This is a genomic window from Rhizobium sp. CFBP 8752 (genome assembly GCF_014842035.1).
GTDB lineage: Bacteria > Pseudomonadota > Alphaproteobacteria > Rhizobiales > Rhizobiaceae > Neorhizobium > Neorhizobium soli.
The window spans coordinates 59,866-76,927 of the sequence record NZ_JACYUZ010000001.1 but is presented as its reverse complement, the minus strand read 5'-3'; the positions used below and the strand labels follow the sequence as shown (position 1 = coordinate 76,927).

The following is a 17,062-nucleotide window of genomic DNA, read 5'->3' as shown; positions in this document are numbered from 1 at the left end:
ATACGTGGACATCAGAGCAGGACATCGCCCCTCCCCCGGATCGGCCGACACTTCTCCTCACCGGGCACAAACCAACAAAAAACCCCGCTGCCATTGCTGGAAGCGGGGTTTCTGTTTGGGATACCATCAGGACGTTCGACGTCCGGTGGGATCAGCTTTCTGCGGGCGGAGCCGGCAATGCGCTGGTCGCTGGCGCAGCAAGGTTCAAGCCGTTGACCGGATCGACAGCGACGCCACCGATCGACGCCTTGCCGTCCTTGACCACAATCTCGTGGGTGACGCCATCGAGGGTAAGTTCGGCGGTAAAGCCATCCCAGCCGCTTGGCAGGACCGGATCGACATACAGCGTGTCGCCGGCACGACGAATGCCGAGAATGCCTTCGACCGCGGCGCGGTAGAGCCAGCCGGCGGAACCCGTATACCAGGTCCAGCCGCCGCGGCTCTGATAGTCGCCGGCACCGTAGACGTCGGCTGCAACCACGTACGGTTCGACGCGGTAGGTTTCGGCGGCATTCCGGTCAAGCGCATGGTTGATCGGGTTGAGCATCTGGAAGCACTTCCAGGCATCGTCGCCGCGCTTCAGCCGGGCGAGCGCGAGCACGACCCAGATTGCACCATGGGTATACTGGCCACCGTTTTCACGCACACCGGGTGGGTAGGCCTTGATGTAGCCCGGATCCCTGCGCGTGTCCTGGAAAGGCGGGGTGAAGAGGCGGATGATACCCGCATCCTCGTCCACGAGCTTGTCCATGACCGCGTTCATAGCCTGCTCGGAACGATCCGGCCTGCCTTCGCCAGACAGCACACTCCAGGACTGGCCGAGCGAATCGATGCGGCATTCGTCGCTCTTGGCCGAGCCGAGCGGAGAACCGTCGTCGAAATAACCGCGGCGGTAATACGCACCGTCCCAGCCATCCGATTCCAGCGCAGCCTTCAGCGTATCGATATGCTTGCTCCAACGATCGGCACGCGAACGATCCTTGCGGGCTTCCGCATAGGGCAGGAAGTTTCGAAGCGCAGCCGCCAGGAACCAACCGAGCCAGACGCTCTGACCACGACAGGCAATGCCGACACGGTTCATCCCGTCGTTCCAGTCGCCACCGAGAATGAGCGGAAGATCCAGGTCTCCGGTCCGCTCAACCGCGAGATCGAGCGCGCGTGCTGCGTGTTCGTAGAGATCGGCGACCTCGTTGGAGATCTCCGGCTGGATAAAGGCGTCGTGCTTGTTCTTTTCCAGCATCGGTCCGGTGAGGAACGGCAGCTTCTCATCGAGCATCGACAGATCGCCGGTCACCGAGACATACTGGTGGATCGCGTAGGCAAGCCACACCACGTCGTCGGAGATCGTCGTGCGAACGCCGGCGCCGGTGTTGGGAAGCCACCAGTGCATGACATCGCCTTCGCGGAACTGCCGCGACGCCGCATTGAGGATCTGCTTGCGGGCAAGCGACGGCTCATGCAGCAGGAACGCGAGCGTATCCTGCAACTGGTCGCGGAAGCCGAAGGCACCCGATGCCTGGTAGAAGGCGGTACGGGCCATGATGCGGCAACCGAGTGCCTGATAGGGCAGCCAGTGATTGACCATGTTGTCGAGCGACTTGTCCGGCGTCGAGATCTTCAGGCGGCCGGTGAAACCGCTCCAGAAGCTACGGTTCCCCGCAAGGATATCCTCGAACCGGTCGCCGCGAAGTGCCAGTGCAAGGCTTTCCGCCTCCTGCTTCGTGGCAGCATCGCCAAGGAAGAAGGTGACTTCGGTTTCTTCACCCGGCGCCAGTTCGACGTCGTAGGCAAGTGCTCCGCACGGGTCGCCGTCGAGATCGAGCGAGCCGCTGAGGCTTGAACCGGAAACAACCGCTGCCGGCAACTGCACCGAACCGAATTTGCCGACAAACTCCCGACGGCTTGCCGTGAAGCCCGACGGTGTCTCGTGCATGCCGAGGAAGGCAAAGCGCGAGAAGTTGATGCTGAACGGGTTGGTCGCAAACAGCGTGCCCGTCGCCTCGTCACGGCTGGACAGGATGAATGGCGAGGTCTTGGCAGGATTGGTGCCCAGCAGCCATTCGACATAGCCGTAGATGCGCAGCTTCTTCGTTTCCGAACCGGTGTTGCGAAGCTTCATATGCGAAAGCTTCGCGGACCGGTTGCGGTCCACCGTCTGGGTCAGCGACAACTTGACGCCATCTTCCTCGGTCGAGAACACCGAATAGCCGAGGCCGTGACGGGTTTCGAACACGGTTTCTGGACGACGCGACAGAGCAGCGAACGGCGTGACCACGGTGCCCTTGTCGATATCGGCCACGTAGAAGCCTTCACCGGGACGGTTGATGACGAGATCGTTGGTCCACGGCGTCATCTGGTAGTCGCGCGAGTTCTGCGCCCAGGTAAAGCCTGCGCCTTCCGCGGAAACGTGGAAACCGAAATTGTCGTTGGAGATGACGTTGATCCACGGATGCGGCGTCGACTGACCACCGTTGAGGCGCACGACATATTCGCTGCCATCAGCGGAGAAGCCGCCAAACCCGTTCCAGAATTCGACGCCGGCCGGACCTTCGCTGGTCTCGACGGGAGCCGCATAGATCTCGCCGTTCAGCAGCGGTCGGCGATCGACCTCGATCTCCTGATCCTTCGGCGGGGCGAAGATCGTGCTGGTCCGGTTCAACTGGTCGCTGATGCGGCCGTTGCGGGCATGGAGAACGACGCGAGACGCGGCGATCAGGCCATCGGCACCGGCGCCTTCGATCAGGTCGCGGCGCAGCGTGAAGACGTGCTGGCGTCCACCTTCTTGGCCCATGCGGGCAGACATGTGTTCGATCGACGTCTGCACATCCTGCGCACCGTCTGCGGCCCGCTCGTTGAAGATGACGAGATCGGACACGACGCCGCGCGAACGCAGATATTGCTGGCCAAGGATCGCTTCCTTGGCGACCGAAATATCGTTTTCGTCATTGATGCGCAGCGTGAAGATCGGCAGGTCGCCGGACACCGCCGACGGCCAGAGGCCCGACTGTGCCTGCATGCCGGCCTTCAATGTCGGCTGATCGACCCTGAGCTGCATGTCCGGATAGACCAGATAGCGGGCGAGATGCTGGAAGGCCGCTGCATCCTGCGAGGTAACGCCGAGATGGCGCATCTGCACCTGCGTGCGGGTCCAGGCCTGGGTCAGTTCGTTCTGGAAGGTTTCGGCATGACGATAATGTTCGATCGCCTTGTCGAGATCCTCGCGCCGGGGCGCAGCGATCGTCCAGAAGATAACGCTGACCTTCTTGCCGGCGGGCACACGAACCGTGCGGCGCAGCGACAGGATAGGATCGAGCGTGAAACCGTCGGTGTTGGACAGCGACGCACCCGGATCGAAAGCGGCAGCTTCCGACAGCGTGCGGCCACGGCCGAGGAACTTGCGACGGTCGGTTTCGTATTCGGTCGGGCGCGAAGAGCCGGCATTGTCGGCGGCAAGATGTGCGACGATCATGTCGGGATCGCTCGGATCGCGCTTGTTGCGCCATGCGCGGATGACATCGCCACGCTTGCCGATCTCGGTGCGGATGAACATGCGCGAGAACACGGGATGGCCGCTATCGCCATCGTCGCCGGCAATCACCGGCTCCATGTAGGAGGTCACTTCGATGAAGCGGTCCTCGTCGCCCATGTTGAGCAACGTCACGCGACGCCCTTCGGCATCGTGTTCGGTACCGACGATGACTTCGACCGTGCTGGTCAGTTCGCCGACCGTCTTGTGGAATTCGGCCTTTTCGTCACCGAACACCGTTTTGGTCTGTTCGCCTTCGGCGCGGCGCGGCTCGGCGGTGGTGGACCACCATTCGCCGGATGTCGTGTCGCGCAGGAAGATGAACTGGCCCCAGCGGTCTTCGGTCGGATCCGCCTTCCAGCGGGAAACCGACAGGTTGTTCCAGCGCGAATAGCCGGAACCGGTCGCCGTCAGCATCAGCGAGTAATGGCCGTTGGAGAGCAGAACCAGTTCGCGGTCCTTGGTGGCCGGGTTGGTGACCGTGCGGATTTCCGGACGCAGCAGTTCGCCGCCGCCGGTACCTGGCTTTTCCTCGTGCTTGGCGCTCATCACTGGAATGTCGCGCGGTGCCTTTTCCTGAAGCAGCAGTTCCGCCGCCTCGATTACAGGATCGGCATGGAAGAGTTCGCGCAGCAGGCCGTTCATGACGACGTTGGCAACGGCTGCAATCGACATGCCATGGTGGTGGGCATAGTAGTTGTAGACGACCGCACAGCGCTTGCCTTCCGGCACACGGGTCGGCGTGAAGTCGACCGCATCGTGGAAGCCGTAGATGCCGAGTGCGCCAAGCTTGCGCAACTCGTTGAGGTTTTCGACGGCCGCGATCGGATCGTACTGGCTGGCGAGTATCGAGGCATAGGGTGCGATAACGGCATTCTGGCCGAGACCGCGCTTCAGACCCAGCGTCGGCACACCGAAGTTGGTGTACTGATAGTGCATCTGATGATCGAGCGCGTTGAACGCGGCTTCCGAAATGCCCCATGGCGTGCCGAGACGGCGGCCGTGGTTCATCTGTTCCTTGACGATCAGGTTGTTGGTCTGGTTGAGGATACCACCCTGACGCTCCTGCATGACGAGCGGCGGCATCAGGTATTCGAACATCGAACCCGACCAAGAGACGAGCGCACCGCGCGCGCCGATCGGCACGACGTGACGGCCAAGCTTGTACCAGTGTTCCGTGGGCAGATCACCCTTGGCAATCCCGAACAGGCTGGTGAGACGCGCTTCGGACGCGAGAAGGTCGTAGCAGGCCTCGTCGACCTCGTTGCTTTCGACCCGGTAGCCGATCGACAGAAGGCGGCGGTCCTTGCGGAACAGGAACTTGAAGTCCATTCCGAAGGCGATCTTGCGGGCACGGTCACGCAACACGGCGAGACGGTCGCGCAGTTCCTCGATATTGCCGTTGTCGAACGTGCTGTCGCCGATATGCGCTTCGCAGACGGCAACCAGCGACGCTGCCCACTTGGTCACTTCCTCGCTCTGCGCGGAACGCACCTCATGATCGAGATTGTGCGACAGCTTCTGGATGTCGCGGGCAAGCACCGACAGGTTGATGATGCGGATCGAGGCAAACTCGTGCTCGCGCTTGACGGCGGCGAGCGCGTTTGAGAAGCCGATGATACGCTCCTCAAGACGGCGGCGCAGCGGACGGACGGTCTTGCGATCGTCCGGCAGCGACTTCAGCGTTTCTTCGAGAATGCCGACGACATCGCCGAGACCATCGAGATTGCCCTGGAGATGCGCAGAAGGCGCTTCCGCCCAGACACGGCAGGCCGACGAAATGGCGATCAGATGGCCCGCGAAATTGCCGCTGTCGACCGACGACACATAGCGCGGCATCAGAGGCTTCAGGGTATCGGTGTGATACCAGTTGTACATATGGCCGCGGAACTTGTCCGCACGCTCGACGGTCGCAAGCGTCTGCTCGATCCGTTCGATCGTTTCGGTAAACGAGATCCAGCCGAAATGCCGTGCTGAGACAATCGACAGAAGATAGACGCCGATATTGGTCGGTGACGTCCGCTTGGCGATCGAGGGATTTGGCTTTTCCTGGTAGTTGTCAGGCGGCAGGTAGTTCTGCTCGGCCGTGACGAAGGTTTCGAAATAGCGCCAGGTCCGACGCGCGATCTTGCGCAGCTCGATCGAGACGTTTTCCGGTACGAACAGCTTGTCTTCGGTCTCAGCGGACTGGCTGACATACCAGGCAACGAGCGGCGAGAAGATCCACAGGATGGCGAACGGAATGCCGACCAGGAACGCGTTGTCGCCCGGAAGTGCCGCAAGGATTACCGACAGAACGGCAATCGCCGGCGCATGCCACATGGCACGGTAGTAATCGGTAGGGCTGCCCTGGGCGCCCGACTGGATCGAGGCCGCGGTCTTCCATTCCAGCATCAGCTTGCGGCTGACGAGCAGGCGATAGAGCGAACGGGCGATCGCATCGGTCATGATGCAAGCGGAATCGGCGATGAACACGATCCGGAGCGCCACCTGCGCATTGGTGGAGCGCACATCCGACCAGACCGAATAGAAATGGGCGCTCGTGACATTGTCGCTGGAGCGCGGCAGAAGGTTGGTGAGAAGCGAGATGGTGGGCGCCACGAACAGCGAGAAGATCAGCAGAATTTGCCAGATCAGCGCACCGAGCGGATCCATGAAGTACCAGCCGAGGATGGAGGCGAAGAACCATGCGATCGGGGTCAGCGACCGGCGCAGGTTATCGAGCATCTTCCAGCGGCCAAGAGCGCTGACGCCCCGTTTGGCTTCGAGGATATAAGGCAGGAGCTGCCAGTCGCCACGCGCCCAGCGATGCTGACGCGAGACCTCGACCTCGTAGCGAACCGGGAAATCCTCGACCAGCTCGACATCGGTGATCAGCGCGCAGCGCGAGAACGAGCCTTCGAGAAGGTCGTGCGAGAGAACGGCGTTTTCTTCGACACGGCCCTTGAGGGACGTCTCGAACGCGTCGACGTGATAGAGGCCCTTGCCGGTAAACGAGCCTTCGGCCGTCAGGTCCTGATAGACATCAGAGACCGCAAAGACATAGGGATCGAGACCGCGGCCGACCGAAAACACGCGCTGGAAGACAGAGGCTTCCTTGCCGGTCGTCAATGACGGCGTCACGCGCGGCTGCATCAGACCGTAGCCGCGCACGACCTGGTGCGTATCAGGATCGATGACGGGACGGTTGATCGGGTGATGCATTTTGCCGACCAGCTTGGTCACCGCATCGCGGATCAGGCGGGTGTCGGCATCGAGCGTCATGACATACTGGACATTCTCCGGCACCATGTTGGCGCCCTGGAGATAGGTCGTGTCACGATCGCCGCGGAGCAGAAGATTGAGTTCGTGCAGCTTGCCACGCTTGCGCTCCCAACCCATCCAGGCGCCTTCGTTCGGGTTGAACAGGCGGCGGCGGTGCAGGAGGTAAAAGCGCGTCCCCGCCTCTTCCATGTAGCGGGTGTTCAGCGCTGCAATCTCGCGCTTGGCATATTCGAGGATTTCAAGATCAGCTTCCTGTTCCTCGAACTTGGCATCGCGCCAGTCGCTGAGGAGGGCAAAATAGATCTCGCCCTTGGGGTTGGCCAGATAATGGACTTCGAGATTGCGGACGAGTTCATCGACCGTATCCCGGTCGGCGATCAGGCAGGGCACCACGACCAGCGTGCGCGCCTCCTCGGGAATGCCTTCCTTGTATTCGTATCCGACAAGCCGGGCCGGTTTGACGAAATAGGTCACGACCGTATTGAACAGACCGGTCGCGCCTTCCGACGCGGGCAGCGCGAACATCAGAAGCAGGAAGAAGACGACCACCAGCGGAATGGCAGCCGCCACGAGGAAATAGCCGGTAACGGCGAGCGCCAGAAAGGTGAGAAGCATGACTGGGCCGCCGATGGCGAACCAGCCGAGCTTGCGGTAGGCGCGCACAGCCCGCTGCAGAAGCGGCGGCTGGTAGCCGACGGCCGTCTCCAGCTCCTTGCGGCGGCGCCCGACGATGAAGGCGCCGATATTGGTTTCGCGCTCGTCCGGATTTTGCGCCCTAGCCGCGATCGCAAGATCAACGGCAGCCTGGGTCACCTCGGCTTCGCTGCGCTTGGAAACGCGGGCGATCTTTTCGATGCGGCTGCGGAAAGCATTGCGCGAGCCGAAATCGAGCGCTTCGTAATCCGTATGCTCGCGGAAGATCTTGTCGATCTGCGAGACCTCTTCGAACCAGACGCTCCACTCCGTATCGTCGATCAGGCGCAGGCTCTTGATGATGTTGCCCATCGTCACGTTGCCGGACGACAAGCGGCTCTGTTCCGCCTGCATCACGGTTTCGACAGCCTTGCCGGACGCGACCAGCCGCTTTTCGAGCCATTCGATGGCAAAGCCGGAATTCTGCGAGGCATTGCGCAGGCGATAGAGGAATTGGCTTGTGAACGTGTTGTCGTCGGTAAGGCCTTCGAGGCTCTTCAGGAGCTCGCCACCGGCAGTCTCGTCGTTGAGACGGATGATCTCGTCGGCGGCATCGTTGGCGCGGCGGCGCATGTTGCGCGAGCGATCAACTCGGCTGGCGATACGACGCAGGTTCTCAATGAGAACGAAGCGGATAAACGATGGCAGCGCCCAGAGTTCGCCGATCTCCAGCGGCTCGTCGGTCTGGTAACCCTCGACCATCTCGGCCAGCGTTTCGCGCGAGATGCTGCTGTGGGTGTGCGCCACATAAAGCCATGCCAGCGAGAGAACGCGCGGGATTTCCTGGCTGCCGATCTTGGTCGTCGGCAATTGCTTGAAGAATTTCTTCGGGAAGTCGCGGCGGACTTCCTGGATCGCTTCCTCGACAATGTAATAGTTGTCGAGCAGCCATTCCGCGGCAGGCGTGATCGAAGCACCCGCATCGACATCCTGCGCGGCGGCGCGATAGACCCTGAGAATTTCCTTCTCGTTTTCCGCGTGGCGCGTGAAAAACTCGAATTTCATGAAGCCCGGCAGATCGGCTGCACCTTGCCGACCCAGCGTTTCTCCACATTGCCGAAGATCATCAGCCGTAAAATACGTCGCGCGGATCGAATCGTTATGATCGATCTGCTTGCTTTCCGTTTCGCGGGTAGAAGCCGAAGGCTGAATATCAGGGGACATGGATGAACTTCTGAATGAATTTCGTTTCACGAACTAAGATGCGAAGCATGAGATAGAGAGCGATCCTTATATTGCAAATCGTGGATCAATCGCTATCGCATCTGCTCACGCAGTAAGACATTGTCGGCTCTAGGGCCAACAGCCTGAATAAATGCTGAATGCGAGGCTGTTCATTTGCCTGAACGATGATGGCACTGCTAAACGTGAACGATACGAGTGAGCAGCTTGGACGCGTTTGCAGGCAGATAGGGTGATGGAACGATGACGATCAAGTTTACCAACGACATGAGCGAAGTTGTGGCAACCCGCCGCTTTCTGCATCAGCATCCCGAACTTGGCCTCTCAGAATTCACCACTTCGGACTATATCGCGGCAAAGCTTGAGGAATTCGGTTACGCCGTCACCCGCGGCCTCGGCAAGACCGGCATCGTTGCGACCCTGAAGAATGGATCGAGCGATCGATCGGTCGGCATTCGCGCCGATATCGACGCGCTTCCGATCGAGGAAGAAACCGGCGCGGACTATGCCAGCATCAACAAGGGCGTCATGCATGCCTGCGGTCACGATGGCCATACCGCCATGCTTCTGGGTGCCGCAAAGATACTCGCACAGCGCAAAAACTTCGACGGCACACTCAATCTGATCTTCCAGCCGGCAGAAGAAAATTTCGGCGGCGCCAGGCTGATGATGGAGGACGGACTGTTCGATCGCTTTCCCTGCGACGCCGTCTTCGGCCTGCACAATGACCCAGGCCTGCCCTTCGGCAAGATCTTCGTCAAGGAAGGGCCGATCATGGCGGCGGTCGACGAATGCCGTATCGTCGTCAACGGCCGCGGCGGCCATGGCGCCGAACCTCAGGATGCCGCAGACCCGATCGTCGCCGGCGCCAGCATCATCATGGCGCTGCAGACTGTCGTTTCTCGCAACATCCATCCACTCGATCCGGCCGTCGTCACGGTCGGCGCATTCAACGCCGGCATCGCCAGCAATGTCATTCCGGAGCGGGCAGAAATGGTTATCTCCATCCGGTCCTTCGACCCTGCCGTGCGAGACAAGCTAGAGGAACGGATCCGCGGTGTAGCAGTTGGCCAGGCGGCAAGCTACGGCATGACAGCGACGATCGAATATACCCGCGGCTACGACGCGACCGTCAACCACAAAGCGGAGACGGACTTTGTCAGGGACCTGGCGAAGAAGGTAGTCGGCCCGGAAAACCTTGCAGAAATCGAACGGCCGATGATGGGCGCCGAGGACTTCGGTTATTTCCTTGCAGAGAAGCCAGGCACCTATTTCTTCTTAGGCACCGCAAGAACCAAGAACGATCCCCCGCTCCATCATCCGAAATTCGACTTTAACGACGACGCCTTGCCGATCGGGACGAATTTCTGGGTGGAACTGGCAGAAGCCTATCTGCCGACGACACAGGGCTGAAACAATAAGCCTTCCGATCCGGGCGCGGATCGGAAGGCTTCGTTGCTATTGAGACCTTGAATTTTGGATACGTGTTAGGCGAGAATACCGAGCGTGACTGCACCGATGAACACGAAGGCGGCAGTCACAAGGCCTGCATATGCGACCCACTGCCACCTGCTGACGACGCCCGCGGCGCGGTGAGGGAATGCCCGAGTATGATGCTGGATCGGCTGCATGCGAACCTCCCGGTTTTGTGTCTCTTCCCATGTAGTTTAGCTTAACTCTACCAAGCTGATAGAGATAACTTTCTCCTGAGCACCACGTTCCTTGGAAAATACTTTTTTCTTAACGCCCCAACGTGCCGGTTAACGGTTTATTATGCCTGCGGCCTAAAACGAGACCTCAGGCGGCAAACCTGTCGAGCGCCAGGCGGAAAACGTCCGGGTCGATATTGCCGCCCGAGCAGACCGCAATCACCGTCTCGCCAAGGCTCTCGCCATGGAAAAGCGCCGCCGCCAGCGCAACCGCGCCGCCCGGTTCAACGACGATCTTCAGACGGTTGAAGGCAAGCGCCACCGCATGCAGCGCTTCATCTTCCGTCACCACTATGCCCGGGCCGCAGAGACGCGACATGATCGGAAAGGTAATCGTGCCAGGCTGCGGCGTGACGATCGCGTCGCAGAGCGAACCTGATTGTGTGGCGTTCTTCTGGATCGTTCCGCTCGCAAGCGAACGGGTCACATCGTCAAAGCCTTCAGGTTCGCAGGGATGCACGGTAAAGCCCGGTGCACGTGCTTCGAGCGCCAGCGAAATCCCGGATATGAAGCCGCCCCCGCCGGTCGGCACCAGAACACTGGCCTGCGTGATCCCCTCTTCCGCAGCCTGTTCGGCGATTTCCAGACCTGCCGTCCCCTGCCCGGCGATGACAAGCGGTTCGTCGAATGGCTTGATGAGGGTCAGGCCTCTTTCGCTCGAAAGCTGCCGGCCGATCTCGTCACGATCCTCCCTGGCGCGATCGTAGAGCACCACTTCGGCGCCGTAGGCCCGCGTGTTTTCAATTTTGATGCGCGGCGCATCGGCGGGCATGATGATGACGGCCGGAATGCCATGCATCCTGGCCGCCAGCGCCACGCCCTGCGCATGGTTCCCGGACGAAAAGGCGATAACGCCCTTCGCGCGAACGTCCGCCGGAAGATACGAAATTGCCGACCACGCGCCACGGAACTTGAACGAGCCGGTCTGCTGCAGGCATTCGGGTTTCACGAAGATGCGCCGCCCGGCGATGTCATCCAGAAATGACGAGGACAGAAGCGGCGTGCGGCGGGCATGGCCGGAAAGACGGCCGCGCGCGGCTTCGATCATAGCAATATCGGTCATCGGGAAATCCTTGGGGACGAACAGGCGAGACCCCGAACCTATTCGCCGATACTGCAGGCGTAAAGATGCCGAGGACCGACAAGTGCCGCTATCCTTCAGCCGTTGAACCGAGTTTCACCACCGTCTTGATTGGAAGATGGTCGGACGCGAGCCGCGCAAGCGGCGTGTCATGGGTCACGACCCTCTCGATCAGGCCCGGCCGGTTCGCCATGATCCGATCGAGTGCCAGCACCGGCAGGCGCGACGGAAAGCTTGGAACCGCCGGCGGCAGGCCGAATACGGTAGCGAGTGTGTTGAGCGCCGAGCGGTCACCCAGCCGCCACTCGTTGAGATCGCCCATCAGCACTGTCGGATGCTCGTCGCGGGAGCCGACGATGTCGAGCAGCATGCGCGCCTGCTGCTGACGCGACCGGTTGAGAAGACCAAGATGCGCCGCAATCACGCGAAGTGTGCTGCCATCCTTCATCTCGAGTTCGGTGATCAGCGCCCCGCGCGGCTCCAGCCCCGGCAGTTTGACCTGATGCACGTCGCGGACGAGACCTTCGCGGAAAAAAATCACATTGCCGTGCCAGCCATGCGCCTTGGCGACGCCGGAGATCGGCACCGGAAGCAGCCCCGTTTCACGCTCCATCCAGCCGAGATCGAGCAGGCCGCGACGTTCGCCAAACCGGCTGTCCGCCTCCTGCAGAGCAATCACATCCGCGCCGATTTCGCGGATCACGTGAGCGATACGGGCCGGATCGAACTTGCGGTCGATGCCGACGCATTTATGCACGTTGTAGGAGGCAATCAGCATGCCGCTGTCTCTGTCATGCACGGAATGAACGCCTTCGCCGCGGTTCTTGCGGGCCTTGATCGATGCCAGGATGCTGGCCGGAAGGTTGGGACGTTTCTGATGCATGATATCGCGCTTCGGTCTTGCCGGTTTAAAGATAGGGCGATCCCAACCAAAGAACTTTCTCGATCAGGCGAACGGGAAACGGCCGTGATCTCAGGCTGTGAAGCGTCACCTCGGTCGAAGAGGAAATCATCAAGTCTATCCTTCGTTCCAAAGTTCGCGCAAAAGCCTCGTCCAGCACTTCCAGATCCACCTCGAAATTCAGCCGCAGCGAACGCGGATCGAGATTGGAAGACCCCACATAGGACCAGCGGCTGTCGACGGTCAGAAGCTTGGAATGATTGAAGGCGCCGCTTGCCCGCCAGATACGGCAGTAGTTCTTCAGCATCTGGTCGAACTGCGCCGTCATCGCCCGATCGACAAGCGTCAGGTTGTTCGCGCCGGGCACGACGATATCAACCCGCACACCGCGCCTTGCCGCCGTAACCAGCGCGGTAATCAGCTCCCGGTCCGGCAGAAAATAGGGCGACACGATGCGGATCGATGACCGGGCGACGGAAAATGCGCCCATCAGCATCTTGTGGTTGGTCTCGACGCTACGGTCCGGTCCGGTCGAAACGACCCGGGCAATGACCGCCTTGCCGGGTTCCGCCGCGGGCGCGACAAGCTCCCACGCATCATCTTCCAATGTCTCGCCCGTGGTGAACTGCCAGTCGGCTGCGGCAACGGCAAAAAGGTCGGCCACCAATGGCCCGGTAACCTTGAAATGCGTATCGAGCGAAAACCCATCGCCATTGAATTCGCTCGAGAAACTTTCGCGGATGTTGATGCCGCCGGTAAACGCGACGCGGCCATCCACGACCAGGATCTTGCGGTGGGTTCGAAGGTTTGCGTAAGGCAGCCGCAAGCCGACGATGACGTTGCCGTTGAAGACGCTGACCCCGACGCCGCCATCGCGCAGCATGCCGAGTACGCTTGGAACCGAGTAGCGGGCGCCGACCGCATCGATCAGCACACGCACTTCCACACCCCGCTTTACCGCAGCAATCAGGGCCTCGACAAACTGGCGTCCGATCCTGTCCCGATCGAAGATGTAGGTTTCCAGAATGACGCTCTTCTTCGCCTTGCGGATCGCACCCAGCATGGCGGCATAGGCGGCGTCGCCGGTATCCAGCGAAAGAATGGAATTTCCGGATGTGAGGTGATGGGAAGTCACCCGGTCTCCCAGCGTCTTCATCGCGCGGAACCGGTGACCAAAATCCTTGATGATCAGGGCATCTGTCGCGTCGTAGGAGGCAAAATGCGCCCACTCGCGGCCCTGCAGCAGGGCACGGCGATCACTGATGACCGTTCGGCGGATGCGATTGACGCCGGCAAGCATATAGAGCGACGCGCCGATGATGGGCGACAGGACGATGATGCCGACCCAGCCAATCGCCGAGCGCACCTCTTCCTTCGTCATGGCCGCATGGATCGCGGCCGCCGTGCCGGCAACGAGCGAAAAGACGAACAGGATGTGCGGCCAGTAGGTATGGAAGAGGTCAAGCATGAGGCGAATATATGCGCCCCATCGCTTTGGGCAATCGGAGCCGGACAAAGGTTAGCCCGGCTCCTGATGACATCAGGCGTCGAGCTGCTTTTTCAGCACGTCGAGCGACGCTTCGAATGTGTCGAACAGCACATCCAGCTGAGACTCGTTGATGATGAGAGGTGGGCAAAGCGCCAGCGAGTCGCCGATCGCACGGCTGATCAGCCCCTTCTCGACCATGATCGAAAACAGTTTCGGGCCGAGCTGACCGGTGGCAAACCCTTCGCGCGGAGCAAGTTCGAGCGCACCGATGAGACCGATGCCACGCGCTTCGATCGCCAGCGGATGACCTTCCAGTTCCTTCAGGCGCGACTGGAATTTTGGCGCAAGCGCCCGGACGTTTCCGACCAGATCGCGCTCTTCGATGATCGCGATATTCTCAAGCGCAACGGCCGCCGCCACCGGGTGGCCGGCGGCGGTGACGCCGTGTCCGAACGTGCCGATCTTCGCGGATTCGTCCGCGATCGGGGCGTAGACGTTCTCGTTGATGAGAAGCGCCGAGATTGGCTGGTAGGACGAGGAGATCTGCTTCGACAGCGTCATGAAATCCGGTTGCAGATCGAAGGTTTGCGTTCCGAACATATTGCCGGTGCGGCCAAAGCCGCAGATCACCTCGTCGGCGATGAACAGGATGTCGTATTTCTTGAGGATGGCCTGGATGGCCGGCCAGTAACCGGCAGGCGGCACGATCACGCCGCCAGCACCCATCACCGGCTCGCCGATAAAGGCTGCGACGGTTTCGGGGCCTTCGCGCAGGATCAGGTCCTCGAGTTCCTTGGCACACCGTTCGACGAAGGCAGCCTCGCTCTCGCCCTCAAGCTTGAAGGCGCGGTAATGCGGGCAGGATGTGTGGAAGATGCCGGGCAGCGGCAGATCGAACGACCGGTGGTTGTTCGGCAGACCGGTCAGGCTCGCGGAAACGGCGGTCACGCCGTGATAGCCCTTGATCCGGGAGATGATCTTCTTCTTCTCCGGCTTGCCCATGGCGTTCGACCGGTACCAGATCATCTTGATGGCCGTATCGTTGGCTTCCGAACCCGAATTCGTGAAAAACGCCTTCGACATCGGCACCGGCGCCATCTGCACCAGCTTTTCGGCAAGCTCGATCGACGGGCCGTTCGCCCGCGATGTGAACGTATGGTAATAGGGCAGCTTGCTCATCTGCCGCGTGGCGGCCTCGACCAGCCGGTTTTCACCAAAGCCGACAGCGACGCTCCAGAGGCCGGACATGCCTTCGATATATTTCTTGCCGTTGTTGTCGTAGACGTAGATGCCTTCGCCGCGTTCCATCACGAGCGCACCGTCGCGCTCCAGAGCGCGGGCGTTCGTGTAGGAGTGCATGTGATAAGCCTTGTCGCGGGCTTCCATGGAATTGGGCTGTACCGTCACGAAGGGCCTCCTCTGCACCTGACTGATTTTGGCGTCATTCTTACGGCGAAACGCCGATCTTGGACAGCGCAAAACACTGTCCAAGAACTTCTCTGTTCGAAATAGTTGACACGACGGCTGACGTGTTCACTTCACCGTCATTGCGGCGACCGGCGGCTCGGTACCGGCAGGCATCGGGCTGATATAGGCCTGGCCCTTCAGCCGCTTCCTCAGATCCGCCCAGGCGGCCTCGCGCAGCTGCTCGCTTTCCAGCGCCGCAAGACCCGTGGCGGCCATCGCCTTGGCAACGGACACCATGCCCTTGTGAGCAAGCTCGCTCTTGCCTTGCGCGACGACCTGCCATGTATGAAGCTGGGTTCCGATGGCAAGCGTTGCGCCATAGGCCTGAACGGTCGGCACCACCCAGCTGACATCGCCGACATCGGTCGAGCCGCCCATCTGGCGAAGCTCGCCATGCGCCGGGAGCACGAAATCCGCCAGGGGAACATCGCGTTCGTCAAGCCGCTCCTGGCGCCAGCTGGCCGCGATATCCTCCGGCGTCAGCGTCGCACGGATCTTGGCCGCAAATTCCTGGTCGGCGGCATCAAAAGGCGGCGGGCCGAGGCTTTCCCAGACATCCTGCATCGCGTCCATCAGCGGTGTGTTGACGACGAGGTTGGAAACGCCGGCAAGGATCGTGCTTTCCACCTTCGTTTCGGTCATCAGCGCCGCACCTTCCGCGACCTTCTTGACCCGCTCGATCAGAGGCAGCAGGCCCGGCAATTCGGGTGCGCGAATGACGTAGCGAACCTTGGCATGCGCCTGGACGACGTTTGGCGAAATGCCGCCGCTGTCGAGAACCGCGTAGTGGATCCGGCAATCGGATGGCATGTGCTCGCGCATATAGTTGACGCCGACACTCATCAACTCGACGGCATCGAGCGCACTGCGGCCAAGTTCCGGAACCGCCGCGGCATGCGCCGCACGCCCGGTAAAGGTAAAATCGACACGGCAGTTGGCAAGCGATGTCTCGCGCTGGACGCCTGCGAAATTGCTGGGGTGCCAGCTGATGGCGATATCGACATCTTCAAACGCACCGGACTGCACCATGAACGCCTTGGCCGCACCGCCCTCTTCCGCCGGGCAGCCGTAATAGCGCACGCGGCCCGGCGTTCCGTTGGCATCGAGCCAATCCTTGAGAGCCGTGGCTGCAAGAAGCGAGGCGGATCCGAGAAGATTATGACCGCAGCCATGGCCGTTTGCGCCGGCAGTGATCGGATCGTAAGCGGTTTCGCCCGCCTTCTGGCTCAACCCTGCAAGAGCGTCGAACTCCCCGAGAAAGGCAATCACCGGTCCACCTTCCCCAGCCTCGCCGATCAGCGCGGTCGGAATGCCGGCCACGTTATCGGTGATCCGGAACCCTTGCGTTTCCAGCATTTCCCGATGCGCTGCCGCGGACAGGGTTTCCATGTAGCAGGTTTCCGGCGTCTCCCAGACGCGGTCGGACAGCTCCCGGAAAACCTCGGTCTTGCGGTCGATAAGAGTTAAGATGTGGGGAAGATTGGAATTTACGGTCGTCATAATATGCGCCTCGATCAAGCATTCGGTCCTGAAGGCGCCAAACCCTAACCGTTTCCCGCCCAATGACAATGGACCGGCAGCTTAAAAAATAAGCGCGGCTGAAAAAATCAACACGCCGCGCTCGGCAACGCAACGCGTGAAACTTGGTATCTCGACAAGTGCATCATAATCGCTATGCTCGCGCCCGACGTCACAGGAAGACCAAGGATACCGCAGAAGACGATAACAATTTTGCGTAAATAAGGCCGAT

The 17,062-nt window shown here is 60.8% G+C and carries 7 protein-coding genes; 1 reads left to right on the top strand and 6 read right to left on the bottom strand.

The window, feature by feature from the left end; translation table 11 throughout:
- Positions 1-151: 151 nt before the first annotated feature.
- A complete protein-coding gene (locus IFT59_RS00305; RefSeq protein ID WP_192085620.1) occupies positions 152-8,647 on the bottom strand; it encodes a GH36-type glycosyl hydrolase domain-containing protein in 8,496 nt (2,831 codons plus the stop codon).
- A gap of 261 nt (positions 8,648-8,908) precedes the next feature.
- Here IFT59_RS00305 and IFT59_RS00300 point away from each other — a divergent pair, with 261 nt between their 5' ends.
- Complete coding sequence (locus IFT59_RS00300) at positions 8,909-10,078, top strand: M20 aminoacylase family protein (protein ID WP_249407448.1); 1,170 nt, start codon at positions 8,909-8,911, stop codon at positions 10,076-10,078.
- Positions 10,079-10,462: 384 nt separating this feature from the next.
- Here the strand turns inward: IFT59_RS00300 and IFT59_RS00295 are convergent, their stop codons facing one another.
- From IFT59_RS00295 to IFT59_RS00275, 5 genes are all read right to left on the bottom strand, one after another.
- Positions 10,463-11,437 carry a threonine ammonia-lyase gene (locus tag IFT59_RS00295; protein ID WP_184654653.1) on the bottom strand — a complete coding sequence of 325 codons (975 nt, stop codon included), beginning with the start codon at positions 11,435-11,437 and terminating at the stop codon, positions 10,463-10,465.
- A gap of 88 nt (positions 11,438-11,525) precedes the next feature.
- Positions 11,526-12,338, bottom strand: a complete 813-nt coding sequence (locus IFT59_RS00290; protein WP_092659200.1) for an endonuclease/exonuclease/phosphatase family protein — start codon at positions 12,336-12,338, stop codon at positions 11,526-11,528.
- A 25-nt stretch (positions 12,339-12,363) separates the two neighbouring features.
- Positions 12,364-13,824 (bottom strand): phospholipase D-like domain-containing protein, encoded by a 1,461-nt coding sequence (locus IFT59_RS00285; protein WP_062462148.1) that lies wholly within the window; start codon positions 13,822-13,824, stop codon positions 12,364-12,366.
- Positions 13,825-13,896: 72 nt separating this feature from the next.
- Positions 13,897-15,252 carry an aspartate aminotransferase family protein gene (locus IFT59_RS00280; protein ID WP_092659196.1) on the bottom strand — a complete coding sequence of 452 codons (1,356 nt, stop codon included), beginning with the start codon at positions 15,250-15,252 and terminating at the stop codon, positions 13,897-13,899.
- 126 nt (positions 15,253-15,378) lie between these two features.
- Positions 15,379-16,812: a M20 family metallopeptidase gene (locus IFT59_RS00275; RefSeq protein WP_192085618.1), complete on the bottom strand. Its 1,434-nt coding sequence runs from the start codon at positions 16,810-16,812 to the stop codon at positions 15,379-15,381.
- Positions 16,813-17,062 lie beyond the last annotated feature (250 nt).